This is a genomic window from Streptococcus loxodontisalivarius, assembly GCF_016908645.1.
GTDB classification, from domain to species: domain Bacteria; phylum Bacillota; class Bacilli; order Lactobacillales; family Streptococcaceae; genus Streptococcus; species Streptococcus loxodontisalivarius.
The window spans coordinates 25,586-41,834 of sequence record NZ_JAFBEH010000019.1; the positions used below are offsets into that span (position 1 = coordinate 25,586).

At 39.2% G+C, this 16,249-nt stretch carries 14 protein-coding genes; all 14 read right to left on the reverse strand.

Translation table 11 applies throughout. The features are described 5' to 3' along the window. Nucleotides 1-3: 3 nt before the first annotated feature. The 14 genes from JOC28_RS05430 to JOC28_RS05490 all read right to left on the reverse strand — a co-directional run bounded on the left by JOC28_RS05430 (nucleotide 4) and on the right by JOC28_RS05490 (nucleotide 16,112). Nucleotides 4-1,554, reverse strand: a complete 1,551-nt coding sequence (locus JOC28_RS05430; RefSeq protein WP_205009633.1) for a hypothetical protein — start codon at nucleotides 1,552-1,554, stop codon at nucleotides 4-6. 626 nt (nucleotides 1,555-2,180) lie between these two features. After that, nucleotides 2,181-3,665 (reverse strand): carbohydrate-binding domain-containing protein, encoded by a 1,485-nt coding sequence (locus tag JOC28_RS05435; RefSeq protein ID WP_205009634.1) that lies wholly within the window; start codon nucleotides 3,663-3,665, stop codon nucleotides 2,181-2,183. A 119-nt stretch (nucleotides 3,666-3,784) separates the two neighbouring features. Next, nucleotides 3,785-5,224, reverse strand: a complete 1,440-nt coding sequence (locus JOC28_RS05440; RefSeq protein ID WP_205009635.1) for a 6-phospho-beta-glucosidase — start codon at nucleotides 5,222-5,224, stop codon at nucleotides 3,785-3,787. Nucleotides 5,225-5,318: 94 nt separating this feature from the next. Continuing rightward, the gene (locus tag JOC28_RS05445; protein ID WP_205009636.1) at nucleotides 5,319-5,918 is read right to left on the reverse strand and encodes a histidine phosphatase family protein; all 600 of its coding nucleotides are present in this window, start codon (nucleotides 5,916-5,918) and stop codon (nucleotides 5,319-5,321) included. Continuing rightward, on the reverse strand, nucleotides 5,911-6,525 hold the full coding sequence (locus JOC28_RS05450) for a histidine phosphatase family protein (protein WP_205009637.1): 615 nt from the start codon (nucleotides 6,523-6,525) through the stop codon (nucleotides 5,911-5,913). The genes JOC28_RS05445 and JOC28_RS05450 overlap by 8 nt, the downstream gene beginning before the upstream one ends. 2 nt (nucleotides 6,526-6,527) lie before the next feature. Next, nucleotides 6,528-7,139, reverse strand: coding sequence for a histidine phosphatase family protein (locus JOC28_RS05455; protein ID WP_205009638.1), 612 nt, complete (start codon nucleotides 7,137-7,139; stop codon nucleotides 6,528-6,530). Nucleotides 7,140-7,148: 9 nt separating this feature from the next. Next, complete coding sequence (locus JOC28_RS05460) at nucleotides 7,149-7,751, reverse strand: histidine phosphatase family protein (protein ID WP_205009639.1); 603 nt, start codon at nucleotides 7,749-7,751, stop codon at nucleotides 7,149-7,151. A 541-nt stretch (nucleotides 7,752-8,292) separates the two neighbouring features. After that, nucleotides 8,293-9,765, reverse strand: a complete 1,473-nt coding sequence (locus JOC28_RS05465; protein WP_205009640.1) for a glycoside hydrolase family 1 protein — start codon at nucleotides 9,763-9,765, stop codon at nucleotides 8,293-8,295. Between the two features lie 320 nt (nucleotides 9,766-10,085). Then, the gene (locus JOC28_RS05470) at nucleotides 10,086-11,045 is read right to left on the reverse strand and encodes a hypothetical protein (RefSeq protein WP_205009641.1); all 960 of its coding nucleotides are present in this window, start codon (nucleotides 11,043-11,045) and stop codon (nucleotides 10,086-10,088) included. A 14-nt stretch (nucleotides 11,046-11,059) separates the two neighbouring features. Beyond that, nucleotides 11,060-12,067 carry a hypothetical protein gene (locus JOC28_RS05475; protein ID WP_205009642.1) on the reverse strand — a complete coding sequence of 336 codons (1,008 nt, stop codon included), beginning with the start codon at nucleotides 12,065-12,067 and terminating at the stop codon, nucleotides 11,060-11,062. A 216-nt stretch (nucleotides 12,068-12,283) separates the two neighbouring features. Continuing rightward, a complete protein-coding gene (locus JOC28_RS05480) occupies nucleotides 12,284-14,149 on the reverse strand; it encodes a DUF262 domain-containing protein (RefSeq protein ID WP_205009643.1) in 1,866 nt (621 codons plus the stop codon). After that, on the reverse strand, nucleotides 14,146-15,435 hold the full coding sequence (locus tag JOC28_RS05485; RefSeq protein WP_239548884.1) for a DUF262 domain-containing protein: 1,290 nt from the start codon (nucleotides 15,433-15,435) through the stop codon (nucleotides 14,146-14,148). Before JOC28_RS05485 ends, JOC28_RS05480 begins: the two co-directional genes overlap by 4 nt. A gap of 24 nt (nucleotides 15,436-15,459) precedes the next feature. Continuing rightward, nucleotides 15,460-15,594 carry a hypothetical protein gene (locus JOC28_RS10815; RefSeq protein WP_275582240.1) on the reverse strand — a complete coding sequence of 45 codons (135 nt, stop codon included), beginning with the start codon at nucleotides 15,592-15,594 and terminating at the stop codon, nucleotides 15,460-15,462. Nucleotides 15,595-15,674: 80 nt separating this feature from the next. Beyond that, nucleotides 15,675-16,112, reverse strand: a complete 438-nt coding sequence (locus JOC28_RS05490; RefSeq protein ID WP_205009645.1) for a DnaA ATPase domain-containing protein — start codon at nucleotides 16,110-16,112, stop codon at nucleotides 15,675-15,677. Nucleotides 16,113-16,249 lie beyond the last annotated feature (137 nt).

Genomic DNA, 16,249 nt, shown 5'->3' on the forward strand with positions numbered 1-16,249 from the left:
GACTTATTCAGCTTCTTCTACTTTATGAGATTGTTTCTGTCTTAGGCTAGCTGCTTTTTCAAGGAGTTTGACCAAACCAAAGGCTGCTAATGGTAGGATCAAGAAGATGTATGGATAAACATATTGACTCTTGGTCTCCCAAACTAGATGGAAGAGAAAACCACCTGTCAGATAAACTGGTGCAATCAGGTTTTCGAGTCTTAAAGCCATAGGTGACTTGATGAGGAAAATAAGACCTGAGAAGACACCTAGATACAGCAAAATTAAGATCATATGAGCTAGACTATAACTGATACGGTAGCCTGTTTTTCCTTCATAGATAGACTTAGCAAAGCTAGCATTAACAGTCTGTCCGAGCTTTTTAATGGGTCCTGACCAGATAGATTGGAAAAGACCATCAGTCCATGTTGATAGAAACTTATTCTTAAAGAAGGTAAAGGCATAGGCTGGATGGCTGGTCATATAGGAGATACGATCAGCTAAATCTTCTTGACTCTGCTCTGCTATTTTACTAAAATCACCGTCATTTTCACTATAAACTGTCTCTACGTAGGCATCATACCAACCTGCGACTCGGTTATAGATAGGTCGATCATTTAGCCCCATGGTTACCCAGGCAATTTTTGGCTCACCTGAGAGGTCTGTTTTACTGAGAGACTCATAATGCCAGGTGAGAGCTCGGTTGGCACCAAAGCTGAGCATAAAAGTCAGAAGAACCAAGATTAAGGTTTTGAAACGCTTCTGATACATGGCGTCAAGCAAGGCAATAATAGCAAAGCTGAGCGTCAGAATAATATAATTATTTCTGATGATATAGGCCAAAATCATGGCAATCAGGAAAACAAGTCCATCTACTGCTCTGCCATTTCTCATAAAAGCGATAAAGCTATAAAAGGCAAGGAGGGAGAAAAAGAGTCCCGGCACCAAACCATAGGCAAAGAGAATGAAGAAAAACTGCGGTAGAAAGAAAAAGGATAGGATGATGACAAGGTTCGTGACGGCTGCTTTTTTGAAAAAGAGTTCCGTCAACTTCCAAGTCAGGAAGTTACTGGCTAGAACCATGAGTAGATTAAGTCCAAACAGGAACTTGGCTGAACTAGTATGGGCTAAAGCAAAGAGAATCCGCTCATAGGTCACCAAGCCTAGCTGGTGTGGGTAGCGATAGAGATAGCCTCCCTCAAGCAAGGAGCCATAGTCTCCCTTGTTAATGGCTAGCGCTGAATCATAGACTGCTCGAGCGTCATCTCGAAGGACATCAGGCACCTGACCAATTAGGACGCTGGCTAAAATCAGATAGATGAGAGAACCAGCCAGAAAAAGCCAAATAGGTTTGATTTTAGGCAAATCTCTGAGTAGACAATAAATGACAAACAAGATAAATGCGGCACCTATCCAAATCAAGGGCGAGGTTGCTACCATCTTAGCCATCTCACTACCATCCATTGGTAGACTAGTCTGAACAAGTAGGCTTGATATTAAGAGAAGTCCAAACAGAACTAGCGACCATATCTGCGCCAATCTGCTTAAGATAAGACTTGATTTTTTAACTAACATAAAAACCCCTTAAAGATATTCTCTTTTATTGTAACCTACTTGACCAGACTTGTAAACTAAAGCTAATCTCGAATCATTCCCGTTGTTTGAGTTTTTGTTTTTTCGATATTCTCCTCAAGTGGTGGGGGTAAAACAATCCAGTGGATTGTTTTAGGTCGGCAACCAAAAATTCAGACTTGCCGAAAGTTCATCGGACTGTTTGAGGATGACAACAGGAAACAAAGAATTATCGTAAGGCATCGTCAAGTCGGTTGTTCTCATCAGATACAACCTAGACGATGCACTAACTCCGTAGCGATTTATTATCGAAATCGCTACGGAGTGTCGCAAACCTTCGGTTTCATTACTAAAGGAAAAGCCTAGGGTCATTTCCTTTCCCCCGAGCGACTTTGTCGCTCTTAGCACCACGGCGGAGACTATCGGAGGCGGCGTACTTCGTACGCCTAAAGCTCCGCTTCGAAAATTAACCTCCCATCCTATATGATAAAATTCTTAATTTCTCGTGGCGATTTAATTTTTTGCGATTCAGCAAAGCCTTGTCAAGATTAGGTTAAACAACAACGGGAATAGTTCAATCTCTTCTTGCCGATATAGAAAAAACAGAGCCCATAGACTCTGTTTACTTATTATTGACCAAAGCCGCCACCAGGGCCTCCGCCATTTCCACCAGGACCACCTTGCATACCACTTCCTTCTGTGGTTGTTGAGGCAGTTGCTGTTGTTGAATCGCTACCATTTACCGTAATTGTATAGGTTTCGCCATCTTTGATATCAGCTGAACTGATAAGGATGTTACCGTAGCTTCTGCTTGCTGTGTAAGAAAGAACTTCATTACCAGACGAATCAGTCACTACAATCTTATCACCACTTGATCCTGAGACATTTGCCATAATAGAGGCTTGACTTGAATCACCGTTCATGCCTTGGGCCATACCGCTACTTCCGATAGCAACCAGAGTTCCTCCTGTGATTGTTGCTGTACCACTATAGTCGAAGGCTGCATTACCACTATCTGTTGGTCCATTGACATAAGTCGTACCACCACTGATATTGATATCGCCATTTGAATCAAGACCATCACCATCAGCCGTTACAGTCAAGCTACCTCCTGTGATATTGAGGGCAACACCATCCTGTGACTGCATATCTCCTGAGGTTGATGCCCAGTCTGTCGCATTGACACCATCGTCTGAAGAGGTAACTGAAGTTTGACCATCATTGATGGTAATAACCTTACCTTCAAGACCTTCAACACTTGATTGAACATCTATTGTACCACCGTCGATAACAAGATTATTTGAAGCATGGATACCATCATCACCAGCATTGATGGTGATATTTCCTGATTGAATATAAATATTCCCTAGTGAGGTATCTTCATCATTGTCAGAATGAATAGCATCTTCTGCTGATGTCAAGGTCATATCACTATTAACGATATTAAGAGCATCATTTGCTGAGAGGGCATGTTTGACTGTTGAGGTGATGTTGTAGGTACCACCTGTGAACTTGAGGTCATCCTTACTCTTGATAGCATTCTCAGAGTTTCCTTCGACCGTCAGACTACCTGAGCCATTAAAGGTCAAATCGCTAGCGCTGTAAATGGTTGCATTTTCATCATCAGATGAATGCGTTGAGTCTGTCAATTTATTGGTTGAGCCGTCAGCAAGTGTGATAACTGTCTTATCGGCTGATTCAACCGCAATCAAGGCTTTTGAACCAGTCATGGTCACGCCATTAAGAACCAATTGTACCTTGTCGCTATCAGCAGCTGCGATACGAATTTGAACATCGCTACTTGTTCCTGAGATGACATAAGTTCCGCCACTGGTAATAGTAACCGTTGAGCCGTCAACCGAAACACCATCACCACTTACAGTAGCTGATGAGCCTGAAAGACTAATCGTAGCTGCAGTTGATGCATCATAGCTAGAATCTAAATCAGTATCACTGAAATAATCGCTGTTTTGACTCGTTGTTGAGCTTGATGTTGTTTGACTGCTTGATGTACTAGTGCTACTGCTTGAACTTGTACTTGTTTGACAAGCAGCTAGGGAGACACAAAGCAGTACCGTGGGCACTAAAAGTGCTAATTTCTTATATTTTTTCATAGACGCCTCTTTTCTCTTGTTTTTCTATGCCCTGCATTCTAGCAAGCATTCCTAAAATAAATCTTATAGTGAAAGAAAAAAAGCAAATTTGGAAAAAATTTCCAAACCTGCTTTCCATTTTAGTCTAAGTTTTTCCCGTTACTTGCAATAACTTGCTTGTACCAGTCGAATGATTTTTTCTTAGAACGTTTGAGGGTTCCATTACCATCATTATCACGGTCAACGTAGATAAAGCCATAGCGTTTTTTCATTTCACCAGTTCCTGCTGACACAAGGTCAATACAGCCCCAAGTGGTGTAACCAAGCAATTCCACGCCATCTTCATTGATAGCTTGATTCATGGTTTTAACGTGTTCACGTAGGTAATCGATGCGATAATCATCTTCAACGTAACCATTTTCATCTGGTGTATCAACAGCACCAAGACCATTTTCAACGATGAACATTGGTTTTTGGTAGCGGTCCCAGATTGTATTTAGGGTAATGCGGAGCCCTAGTGGATCAATTTGCCAGCCCCATTCTGAAGCGTCAAGGTATGGGTTTTTGAGCGAAGCAAAGATATTTCCAGCAGTCTTGTCAGTCAAGCTAGGGTCAGCTGATGACACACGGCTTGAATAATATGAGAAGGATACGAAGTCAACCGTATTTTCCTTAAGAAGTTCGAGGTCTTCTGCTGTCATCTCGATGTTGAGTCCCAATTTCTCAAATTTCTTCTTAGCATAGTTTGGATACTGACCACGCGCCTGAACATCGATGAAGAAATAGTTTTCACGGTCATCATTCATGGCTTGCCAGTAGTCAGCTGGGTTGCAGGTGTTAGGGTAATATTGCCCAGCTGCCAACATACAACCGACCTTATTTTCAGGATCAATCTCGTGAGCAATCTTAGTTGCCAAGGCTGACGCTACCAATTCGTGGTGGGCTGCCTGATATTTAACCTGCTCAACATTTTCACCTTCTTCAAAATAGAGCCCTGCTCCCATGAATGGTGCATGCAAAATCATGTTAATTTCATTGAAGGTCAACCAGTATTTAACCAAACCTTTGAAGCGTGTGAAGAGTGTACGTACCAAGCGCTCATAGAAGTCAATTAATTGACGATTGCGCCAGCCACCATAGTGCTCAATCAAGTACATTGGGCAGTCAAAGTGGGTAATGGTCACCAATGGCTCGATATCGTATTTACGGCATTCTTTAAAGACATCTTCGTAGAATTGAAGACCTGCTTCATTTGGCTCAAGCTCGTCCCCTTTAGGGAAGATACGTGTCCAACCGATTGACATACGGTAAGTTTTGAAGCCCATCTCTGCAAAAAGCGCAATGTCTTCCTTATAATGATGGTAGAAATCGATAGACTCTTTGGCTGGATAGAAATAGCCATCTTCGAAGTCGAACATCTTCTTCTGACCAGCGATAATTGGAAAACGATCTTTACCGATTGGCACCACATCAACGTTGGCTAGACCACGTCCATCAACATCATAAGCGCCTTCACATTGATTGGCAGCTGTTGCACCACCCCACAAAAATCCTTCTGGAAATGCTTTGTATTCAGTCATTTGGAAACCTCTTTCAAATTCGTTAATCATAGTATATCAAAGTTTTAAGAAGAAAACTGGTAATATCTTAGGAAATAGTGATACTATACTACTCTCATTTTCCATAGACCTTTTGATTAACAGGATCGATGATTTCGACAAGATCAAACTGACTGTCTTCTACTTCATAGTGGAAAATACAGCAGTTAGAGAAATGTAGCTCAGGATAATCTGCTAGTTCAAGACTGATAAAGAAACTCATAATAGCTCCCGCATGACTAACCGTGAGAACGGTGTCATCTGCATCAGCTTGATTCATTAGTTCAGTGATAGTTTTATTAAGCCTTGCTTGGACCTGATCTGCACTTTCCCCATCATATTTAAGATAGAAATCCTCGTGGGTCAACTGGTCAGGACGACGATTGGGATGCAAAAATTCTGGCTGACCTTCCATCCGTCCAAAGTTAAACTCTTTGAGACCCTTGACACGTGTGTAGTCTGTTCGACCTGAAGCTAGCTCGCAGGTGTCGCAGCAACGCTCAGATGTTGAGGAATAGATCTTATCAAAAGAAATGTTTTGACTACTGAAATAATTATAAGCTGTCTTTGCTTGAGCAATGCCATCCGCTGTCAAAGGAGAGTCGCACCAGCCTTGGATGAGATTGAGTTGATTGAAAAGCGTCTGTCCATGACGCATGAGATAAAGACTAGTCATTACTTTCTGCCTCCTTTACTTTGTTACTCCAATCCACAGGATCAATCACTTCGAGGAGTTTAAATTTGCCTTCTTGATAAGACAGTTTCAAAATACAGCAGTTGCTTGGTCTAAAACCACTTTGAAACTGTTTAGTAACAAATTGATAGAAACTAATCAGAGTACCTGCATGAGCCGTCATCAAAATAGTTTTCTGATTCTGATTGGAAGCCATAATCTCTTGGATTGTCCCAATAACCCTATCTGAAAAGGCTGTCTGACTCTCCCCACCGAATTGAACATAGTAGTCAGCGAAGTCTCCTTCAACATTGGTTTCAGGATGCAAAAATTCTGGCTGACCTTCCATCCGTCCAAAGTTGAACTCTTTGAGACCCTTGACACGTGTGTAGTCTGTTCGACCTGAAGCGAGCTCGCAAGTGTCGCAGCTACGCTCAGATGTTGAGGAATAAATCTTATCAAAAGTAATGTTTTGACTACTGAAATAGTCGTAAGCTGTCTTTGCTTGAGCAATTCCATCAGCTGTCAAGGGAGAGTCACACCAGCCCTGAATGAGATTGAGTTGATTGAAAAGCGTCTGTCCATGACGCATGAGATAAAGAGTAGCCATCCTTATTCCTCCTCAAAAAGACTTTCACTTGTGACTGGATTAAAGCCTGAGAGGACCTCGAATTTGCCATCAGCGTAAGCGATTTTCAAAATACAACAGTTGGTAAAACGAGATTTTCTCTTGAGCTGATTATGGGCAACATTGGCATTAAACTGCCCAATAGCTGCGCCGTGGCTGACGACTAGGACCGTGTCATCAGAAGTCGCCTCTTCCATGATAGCCGTCAGGGTCTCCTCCATACGCTTATAGACCGACACATTGTCCTCACCACCATAAGCCACAAAATAATCACGATAGCCTGAGCCGTCCAAGAAAAGATGAGGATTGAGGTACTCCTGATGCCCTTCAAAAGCCCCAAAATCCTGTTCCTTCAGACCCTTCAGCCTAATATAGTCACTACGACCAGAAGCGATTTCAGCCGTATCACAGGCACGCTCCTGTGTTGAGGCATAAACCTTTGAAAAGATGATTTGATTTTCTTGAAAATAAGCTTGCGCTGCTTGAGCTTGTTGGATACCTAAGTCTGTCAGAGGAGAATCCGATGCTCCCTGAATGCGCCCTTGCTCATTAAAACGTGTCTGACCATGTCTCATCAGATAAAATACTTTTGTCATAGCAACCTCCTATAAAGTAAGCACTTGAAAGTCTTGACTCGGCAGAATGACCTGAGACAAGCGCAGCTCATTACCAGAAATATCAAACTCGCAAATGGCACAGTTAGAAAAATGAAAACCCGCTGGAAAAGTCACATCCAGCTGCAAACAGAGTCCCCACATAGCCGCACCATGACTGACCATGAGAATCCTATCCGACTGATCTTGACTCAACGTTTCTTGAATGGTCTTTAGGACACGCTGACCGACCTCAACAATATCCTCGCCACCGTAAGGAACCAAGAGGTCCTCAAAGGAATTTGAACCTGGTCGAAACTTGGGTAGGAGATATTCGGGTTGAGCCTCAAAAGAACCAAAATTCATTTCCTTGATGCCCTTTAATTGCGTCACATTTGACTGATTTGAGACCAATTTTGCAGTGTCAGTTGCTCTCTCTTGCGTTGAAGCGTAGACGGCATCAAAAGTGATGTTCTCTCTATCAAAATATAACTTTGCTAACAATGCCTGCGCTCTGCCATTTTCCGTCAAAGGGGAATCACAAGCCCCCTGCACGCGCTTTTGGGTGTTGAAGAGCGTCTCACCATGACGCATGAGATAAAGTTTTCGAGTCATATAGCCTCCTCTGGACTTAGTCCAAACTATTTTAATAGTCCCCTTAAGTGGTGAGGCTCCAACAGTCTGGGAGACTGTTGGAGGTAGTAAATAAAACTTACGAAGTTAGTGACAAAACAATTCAGCGGATTGTTTGAGGTCAGCAACAAGAAACTAAGACTTGGCGTAAGGCATCGTCAATACGGTTGTTCCTATCAGACACAACCTAGACGCTGCACTAACTCAGTAGCAATTCATTATCGAAATTGCTACTGAGTGTCGCAAACCTTTGGTTTCATTACTAAAGGAAAAGCCGATATCTTTTCCTTTCCCTCGATTGTTAGCGATAAGCTAACAATCTTTTCACCACAGCGGAGACTATTGAGCTGGCGTACTCCGTACGCCTAAAGTCTGCACCTCTATTTTAAAATTCTGATAATTAAGTAATAAAAATAACAATCGGAATAGTTTAAACTGATTAGCACCAATAAAAATGAATACTTAATTTCAGAACAATTCAAATATCAAAGTAGAGTTGAAGCTATCCTCCAACTCTAATCGTTTATTTCAAAATATTACTTGCATTTGATGCGATGACATCCTTGTACCAGAAGAAGGAATCTTTACGAGAGCGATCAAAGCTTCCGTTTCCTTGGTCATCAGCGTCAACGTAGACAAAACCGTAACGTTTAGACATTTCAGAAGTCGACGCTGAAACTAGGTCGATACAACCCCAGGGTGTGTAACCCATAAGCTCGACGCCATCTTCGATAGCTTCATACATTTGTTGGATGTGTTTTTCAAGGTAATCAATGCGGTAGCTATCATGGATAGAGCCATCTTCTTCCACCTTATCAAGAGCACCTAGACCATTTTCAACAATCATCAAAGGTACTTGGTAGCGGTCATAGAGCTTGTTAAGGGTCACACGAAGACCAACTGGGTCAATCTGCCAGCCCCAATCTGAAGCTTCCAAGTAAGGATTTGCTTCGCCTAGAATCAGGTTACCAGCGGTAGCTTTTTGCTCCTCAGTCTGATTCTTCGGACTGCGAGTTACTGATGACATGTAGTATGAAAAACTCATGAAATCAACTGGATATTGTTTCAAGATAGCTTCATCACCAGGCTCAAAGACGACCTCAATACCATTTTCCTTAAAGAAACGATTCATATAGCTAGGGTATTTCCCACGGACCTGAACATCAGAGTAAAAGAGATTGCTGTGGTCCTTGTGGATAGCCTCCATAACATCGTCTGGATGACAAGTCGCCGCATAAGACTCCATACGTGCCAGCATCATACCGACCTTATTTTCTGGGTCAATGGCATGCGCTGCCTTGGTCGCAAGACTAGATGCGATGAATTGGTGGTGAACAGCCTGATACATCTCTTGAAGATTGAGCTTGCCATCTTCAAATAAGAGCCCCCCTGACAGATAGCCAGTCATTCCAAGAATATTGATTTCATTGAAGGTCAACCAATACTTAACCTTGCCTTTGTAGCGTTTAAGAACAGTCTCAGCATAACGCACGAAGAAATCGATAACCTGACGATTTTTCCAACCACCGTACTCAGTCGCAAGGTGCAAGGGGAATTCGTAGTGAGATAGAGTCACCAAAGGCTCTATACCATACTTATTCAACTCATCAAAGACCTTGTCATAGAAAGCCAGCCCTGCTTCATTTGGCTCCAATTCGTCCCCTTTAGGGAAGATACGTGACCAAGCGATAGAGAGACGGAAAGTCTTAAAGCCCATCTCAGCCATGAGAGCGATATCTTCCTTGTAACGATGGTAGAAATCAGAACCCCAACGCTTAGGATAGAGACCTTCAGTATCTTCAAGGGCAAACTTGACCTTCTCAAGAGTCATTGGAGTCGTAAATTCCCCCTCCATCGTCTTACGCTTTTCAGGATCAACTGCGCGTGAGGTATCTGAAGTCGCTGGACCACGTCCATCTAGATCCCAAGCACCCTCGTACTGATTGGCTGCTGTTGCACCACCCCACAAAAATCCCTCTGGAAACTGTTTAACCATGCTTTCATACCCTGATAGAGACTTAGCCTGTTAAGCCTTATCAGCCTTTCTTTGAACTTAATAGCTATAGTTTACCTCTTTTTGAAAGCCTTTTCTTATAAAATGATATGGAAAAGTGATACTATGGTATGAAAAAAGAATAGAGAGGACCTATTCTTTTAAGCATTAAATTCAATTAGAAAAGCAAATCACTGACACCACATCCATGTTAGATAAAGTAATTGTCCCTAACTCATATTCACTTGGTATTTTTTCTTTCTGTCCAGCGCTTTTTTAATATTAACGTGTCCAAAATCTGAGATAGCCTAAAGATGTCTGTCTTAATAAAAGACATCTTTAGGGTCCACCTTATTAATTTCTTCAGAGTGATTTGCTATCCAGTTCTCATAGTCTAAATAACTCTCAATCTGTGTCCTCTCCCCAGTTGAAGTATCTTCTGCGTAAGCATCTATGAAATTCTGTCCTTCTGTCGCGAACCAATAACCAACGGTATTAAACCATGAACCAAAATCTTCTGTCAACGGTCTTACATAAATTTTTCCGCCATTTTCTAAAGTTTTTGCAATCTCCGGTTGAACCAACGGTAGGTTCACTTTACCTAAATTTACCGCCTTACCATCAATAACTGTCAACTCAAATGAATTTACAAATAAATTATATTTCCGAACTAAAGTATTAACATTAGTTAACTCAAATGCATTAGAAAATACCGAAGTCATATAAAAGCTATTTTTCTCTAAAGTTATATTCACTGTAAACTGCTCCGAATCAATTTCAAATAAATGGGTACTTGAATCAACATCTCCTGTTTTCAATTTTATATAAAGATAATCTTTCCCAGAATATGTAATTGCATTAACATCAGTTATCATACCATCTAAGTTAGCTTTCTGAATAATAGCAAGCAAATCAAGTTCCTTAACTTTAGCTCCCTCACTATTTAAACCATAAAGTGTCACCTTAACTGACTCACCAGTATCAATCTGATACTCATTAGATTGCTCGTCATCTCTCTGCTTATAGATAACCCTAGCCACATAATTTTGAGAAACACTAATATTAGAAGTTCCTTGCTCTGGATTTTTAAAATCAATAGCAACATATTGTTTTTGTTCACCAAATAAGCTAATTTTTTCTATTTCTGAACTTTGATTTTCCTCATAATGTATCTCAATCGTCGGATTAGTAGTCTTGTAGCCTTTATATGAGATATAAACCAAAGTGCATATTAGTAATCCTAGAAATAGGGCGTAGATATTGTATTTACTGGTCTTTTTCATAATCCTTTTTCCATTTAATAATAATTACTTCCTCTTGGATCTGTTCTCTTTAATTCATCAGGATGCAGTGCAATCCAATTTTCATAGTCTGAATAACTCTTAATCTGTGTTTTCTCACCTGTCGTTGTATCTTCAGCATATGTATCTATAAAGCTCTGCCCCTTTGGCGCAAACCAATAACCGACCGTGTTAAACCAATCCCCAAAATTCTCTGAAAGGGGTCTCATATATATTTCGATATTACTTTCCGAAAGAGTCTCAAGATTTGGATTTTCTACAAAAAAATTGGTGTCTTTCAATAAACTGATTTTCTCCTGAGGTATTGATAACCTGATCGCATAAAGCATGATATCATAGGAGTTAGATAAGTTCATCATCATTCCTGATAATTTAAATGCACTCGAAGCAGATAAATTATGGACATATTTGTTCAAATTAGGGTTATTTTTTCTATTTTCCGGAAATAGAATGTCTGGAGAGTCTACCAAGACTTTTGAATCTATTTCATAGAGTTTTCTTACTTGTTTTTGATCAGAAGTATCATCATGAGTGATAATCATTATTAGATAATCTTTTCCTTCGTAGGTTATTAGAGATACCGAACCCAAATAGCCATTTAGATTATTATTTTTCATAACATCAAGCAAGTCAATTGTTGTAGAAGTCAGTGATTCATTATTCAAATCATATAAAGTAACTTCTACTGACTCGCCAGTGTCAATCTGATATTCTTGAGACTGTTCATCATCCCTCTGTTTGTAAACAACCCTTGCCACATAATTTTGGGAGACACTGATGTTAGTTGAACCTTTTTGATCATTACCTAAATCAATCGCAACAAACTGCTTATTATCCCCAAATAGGCTTATAGAATTTATTTTGGGAGTTTGATAATTTTCATAATGAATACTTGTAGAAGACGTAGTAGAAGATGATTTAGAAAAATAATAAATAAAGAAAGCAAATCCTAAAGCAATAACAACACTTAATAATATTAAAAATCTCGTTTTTGAACTCTTCATTCATACCTCCTAATCATTTCCCACCAAGGTATTGAAATAGTCTCTATTCGTATGTAACCGATACTTCTAAAGATCGACTTCAGATACCCCACTTTTCAGCTTTTTTATAAAATATAATAAATTTATTATATCACAATTAAATCTTGTCATTATTGCCACATTTACAAAAAGGGAGAAATAAAAGAAGCTAAGGATACTTCCCAGCTTCTTTAAGAATCACTTACTATTCATAAAATTGAAAACTTCTTCTTGGATAATTGATTCTAATTCTTCTATCTTTGCTTGATTCCATTCTCCTTCTGTGGTTTCTTTTGCCATCCACTGTAATTTGAGACTCTGTCTATCAAAAATTCCCTTCCATTCATTGGCTTTTGATTTTGGGGATAGGTTGCTAAACTTAGAATTTTGACTATCTGTGATAAGGGCAAGATTCCCGATAGAATGGAGGTAGCTGTCGTCCAGTCTTTCTTTTTCTAATTGCTCACTTGGATTTTGAGGGAACCAATGCTCGATTGAACGGCGATAGGTAAATCTAAAGTTCTCAGAATCATAAAATTTATCCTTAAACTCCCCACGATTTTTCCAAAGGACATAATCAATAAAGTTAAAGGCATAAACAGGCACATCTTCTTGATAGGTCTTGATTTTAAAGTTATCATCACTAAAAATACGACTCTTAGCATACCTAATTGCCATCTGTTCTAGCTTATCATAAAATTTTTCAGCAAAGCTATCCTCATGAAGCTCATCAATTTGCTGATAAAGGAATCCCATAATCTCATATAACCAACGGCTAGCACGGTTTGAAGTAAAGGTCACTGCAAACATGGACTGAAGCATGAGGATTTTTTTATTCCATTCCTGTGTGAATGTATTATTAGTGAATCTTTCTTCAACAAAAAAGTCAGTTCCCTTTTTATTGTTTCTTTGATACTCATAATATGTTCCCTTTTGCAAAAACCAAGCATCTTTTGTTCGGCTAGAAGTATCTTCATTGGCATTTCTAACGATAAAATTATCAAAGATATGACGCATTTGTAGGAGTAAAACAGAAAAATCAAGAATCCATTCACTGGTCATTTCACCGGTTATTGGAATTGCTTCATACAGTTTCAAAAGTTTCTTATCATCAAGTGAAACTTCCTCCTGATTTTGCCTTTCCTTTAATCCTAAACAATAAAGAAGTAATGTATTGAAATCAATAATCGTGTTATAGTTTCCTGCTGAGCTGGTTTGATAACTTTCATCTTTTGAAAACTCTTGACTACTCTTTAGTCTATCGACTATGGACTGCTTTGAAATATCTACGACCTCGATATTAAGGATAGGATTATTCAGTTTATAATTCTGGAAATGCCAACCAAAGATATTTTCACGCTCTTGATGATTCTCTTTTCTCTTATTCCTCATTTTAAAAGCAGTCACAACTGGTCTGTCGAAGTCAGAACAAGCGTCCCAGATTTTTGCGAATTTTTGAGCCTCATCTTCTGATAATTTAGCCATCATCTGTGCTTTAATAACCTCATGAGCTTCTAGCTGCTCACCTCTGGAATTAAAACGCTCAAAGTATAGATTAAGGTCTAAGTTTTCTGGTAAAATCGCCTGAAAAATCACAACTTGATTGAGAAGGTAGTTTGTAAAAGCATCTACCTCGTCTAGACCTACTAATTCATTTAAAACTTGGCAGGCATTTTTGTAACCTCTACTGATTTCATTCAATTCTATCTCTTCTGAGACTTCATTTAATAGCAGTGCTGATAAGGTATCGTTTGATACTTGTCGTGCTGGAAAATCAATAGGCAATTTATTAATAATCGTTTGTTCAAACTCATTTTGGAGGGCAAGAGCAATCAAAGTCAAAGCGGTGCTTCTTTGTTGACCATCGATGATATTTGACTGAGTATCGGTGACTAGCGTTCCGATATAATACCTGTCTTTTTCTTCTTTCATAGAATCCATAACATCTTGAATCAATTGCTTAATTTCATCGTAAGTCCAAGCGAAATTACGTTGGTAAAGCGGAATGTGGTATGAACCATTCAAGAGTTCTTTTACAGTTAGCTTTTGATGTGTCTCTGTCATTTTTCAATCTCCTCTAACAGATCTTTTAAATTCCAATTGTCAAACTTATCTCTATCAACTCGCATCAGAAAATCATTGGGACTCAAGGATTGATTCATCACCTGAAGGAGTTTTTGAACGTCGTTATTTTGAAAGCGACCGCCTGCAGCATAATTTGCCAAAGTTGAATCAAGAATTCGACTCGCTTTTATTCTTGGATAATAAGACCAGATGAGCAAGACTTCTATAATTTCCTGCGTCAAGGCTTCTTGACCAAAACGATCTACAAAGAGTGCCACAGCATTATCAAAGAGATTGCGGGTTCGCTGGAATTTACTTTCCTTTCGATTGATGATTTTAGCGACTTCTTCTGTTTCAAGCTCTTTCAAAATCCTTTCTAATCGAACAAGTGAATCATGTGACTCTTTGATATAATCAAAGAATGCTCTGCCATTTATCATAGGCATGGTCAGGTTGATAGGAAAGGCAATATTATTGTCACTTAAGTCCTTGTAAATTTTCAAGTAAGGATAGTTTTCCTCGGTAAGATTAACTCCCTTAAAGTCATCGATAAAATCCTCAGTGAAGCGTAAATAAGAACCATAACGTTTTTTAGTCAATCCAGTCTCACCATTTGCCCAACGTCGGATCCTAAAGAGATGCTTATCGAAAAGGTCTTTCAGATTAAGTTGGTTATGTGACACAATCCTCTCCCAATCGATAATCGTTTCTTCATTTTGTTCTTTGTTAGGAATACTTCTAAGGTGGTAGGCTTTCAGAAGGTCGTGAGGTTCCAAGGATTTCCCTCGATTGTTTTGTGAATCAAATAATTGAAAAGCCTCAGCAAGTTTATCAGACGGCAATTCAATCACTGACAAATAGCAGTTTGTCAGCATAAAATTACAAACTTCTTCTTTTGCCTTTCCGACAAGCTCAATTAGGTTCTGCCATTCTTGATGGTTTTCCTGAGCATGTTCAAGACTGATATTAGAAAATTCCTGATTTAATAACTTGCTAGCGCCAGCATATTCTTCAAAATGTCCTAAAGCATGAAGAAAAAGTGAGATAGAAATCAGCCTTTGCTGCCCATCAACAATAGCACACTGACCGTCTTCCTGTCGATGTAGAATTAAGGAGCCAATCTGATATTTGGATGTCTCATCCTGCTCCAAACTGTTTTTTAAATCATAAAATAAATGACGAATCTGTTTGCGGCCCCATTTGTAGGGACGTTGATAGGAAGGAATATGTAAATTTTCCTCTCTCAATAAGTCACCAATTGTTTTTTGTGTAAACCTTACATCCATCTCTTTTTCCTCTAACCTTAACATTTATGGTAAATCAAATTTTCTCTGAACACTGGTATATGGTATATTCTTTGAATATTCTTCAGCATCTTGCTTATTATAGAAGACCAAGCCACCAATTTCATTACCAAACTGATCAACAACAACCCATTTTTCCATATTTTCCTCTTTTTCTATATTGTAACAAATTGAATTTTGTAATCCAATAATTTTCTGTATTTTTAATATTATGTTGTATCTTATAGTGATACAGTCATTCCACTAGTCAAGGCAGTCTCTAGATCAATACCGATTGGGAGTTGGCTAGGCTCAACTTGTGCTGTCACAATGACTTGTTTTCCAGGAGCATTTATCAATTCAATTAATGCTTGCTCATTTTCAGTATCAAAAGTCAGCTGATCTAAATCTGTCAAAATAAGGTAATCTAATGCAGAGCTAACTATTTCTGATATTTTTTCAATCGTTAGAACATATGCAGAACATAAGGCAACTTGGACACCTTTTTGAAGCCCTAACTTCTCATAGGTCGCTTGAACTAACTCATTTTTCATTGACTCCTCTTCACCATATAGGTACAAAGGGTTATATATGCCTTTCTCTTCACAAACCATTTTTAGACCTGCCAAAGCCAAAGCATTTTTATCATCTCTTACAATATCGTCTAAAGTTTTAGTCATTTCTTGTCTCCTAATCATCTATTGATGATTCAATTATAGATAAAAGAGGCTGGGCAAAAACTAGCTTCAGAATAGAAAAAAACGAGCACTTCCGCAGTCGGAGATGCTCGTTTTCCAATGTCATGGTTTATAATTAT

What these genes read in the sequence shown, in the direction of transcription:
- JOC28_RS05430 (WP_205009633.1), bottom strand. Translation starts at nt 1,554, where the DNA reads ATGTTAGTTAAAAAATCAAGTCTTATCTTAAGCAGATTGGCGCAGATA.
- JOC28_RS05435 (WP_205009634.1), bottom strand. Translation starts at nt 3,665, where the DNA reads ATGAAAAAATATAAGAAATTAGCACTTTTAGTGCCCACGGTACTGCTT.
- JOC28_RS05440 (WP_205009635.1), bottom strand. Translation starts at nt 5,224, where the DNA reads ATGACTGAATACAAAGCATTTCCAGAAGGATTTTTGTGGGGTGGTGCA.
- JOC28_RS05445 (WP_205009636.1), bottom strand. Translation starts at nt 5,918, where the DNA reads ATGACTAGTCTTTATCTCATGCGTCATGGACAGACGCTTTTCAATCAA.
- JOC28_RS05450 (WP_205009637.1), bottom strand. Translation starts at nt 6,525, where the DNA reads ATGGCTACTCTTTATCTCATGCGTCATGGACAGACGCTTTTCAATCAA.
- JOC28_RS05455 (WP_205009638.1), bottom strand. Translation starts at nt 7,139, where the DNA reads ATGACAAAAGTATTTTATCTGATGAGACATGGTCAGACACGTTTTAAT.
- JOC28_RS05460 (WP_205009639.1), bottom strand. Translation starts at nt 7,751, where the DNA reads ATGACTCGAAAACTTTATCTCATGCGTCATGGTGAGACGCTCTTCAAC.
- JOC28_RS05465 (WP_205009640.1), bottom strand. Translation starts at nt 9,765, where the DNA reads ATGGTTAAACAGTTTCCAGAGGGATTTTTGTGGGGTGGTGCAACAGCA.
- JOC28_RS05470 (WP_205009641.1), bottom strand. Translation starts at nt 11,045, where the DNA reads ATGAAAAAGACCAGTAAATACAATATCTACGCCCTATTTCTAGGATTA.
- JOC28_RS05475 (WP_205009642.1), bottom strand. Translation starts at nt 12,067, where the DNA reads ATGAAGAGTTCAAAAACGAGATTTTTAATATTATTAAGTGTTGTTATT.
- JOC28_RS05480 (WP_205009643.1), bottom strand. Translation starts at nt 14,149, where the DNA reads ATGACAGAGACACATCAAAAGCTAACTGTAAAAGAACTCTTGAATGGT.
- JOC28_RS05485 (WP_239548884.1), bottom strand. Translation starts at nt 15,435, where the DNA reads ATGGATGTAAGGTTTACACAAAAAACAATTGGTGACTTATTGAGAGAG.
- JOC28_RS10815 (WP_275582240.1), bottom strand. Translation starts at nt 15,594, where the DNA reads ATGGAAAAATGGGTTGTTGTTGATCAGTTTGGTAATGAAATTGGTGGC.
- JOC28_RS05490 (WP_205009645.1), bottom strand. Translation starts at nt 16,112, where the DNA reads ATGACTAAAACTTTAGACGATATTGTAAGAGATGATAAAAATGCTTTG.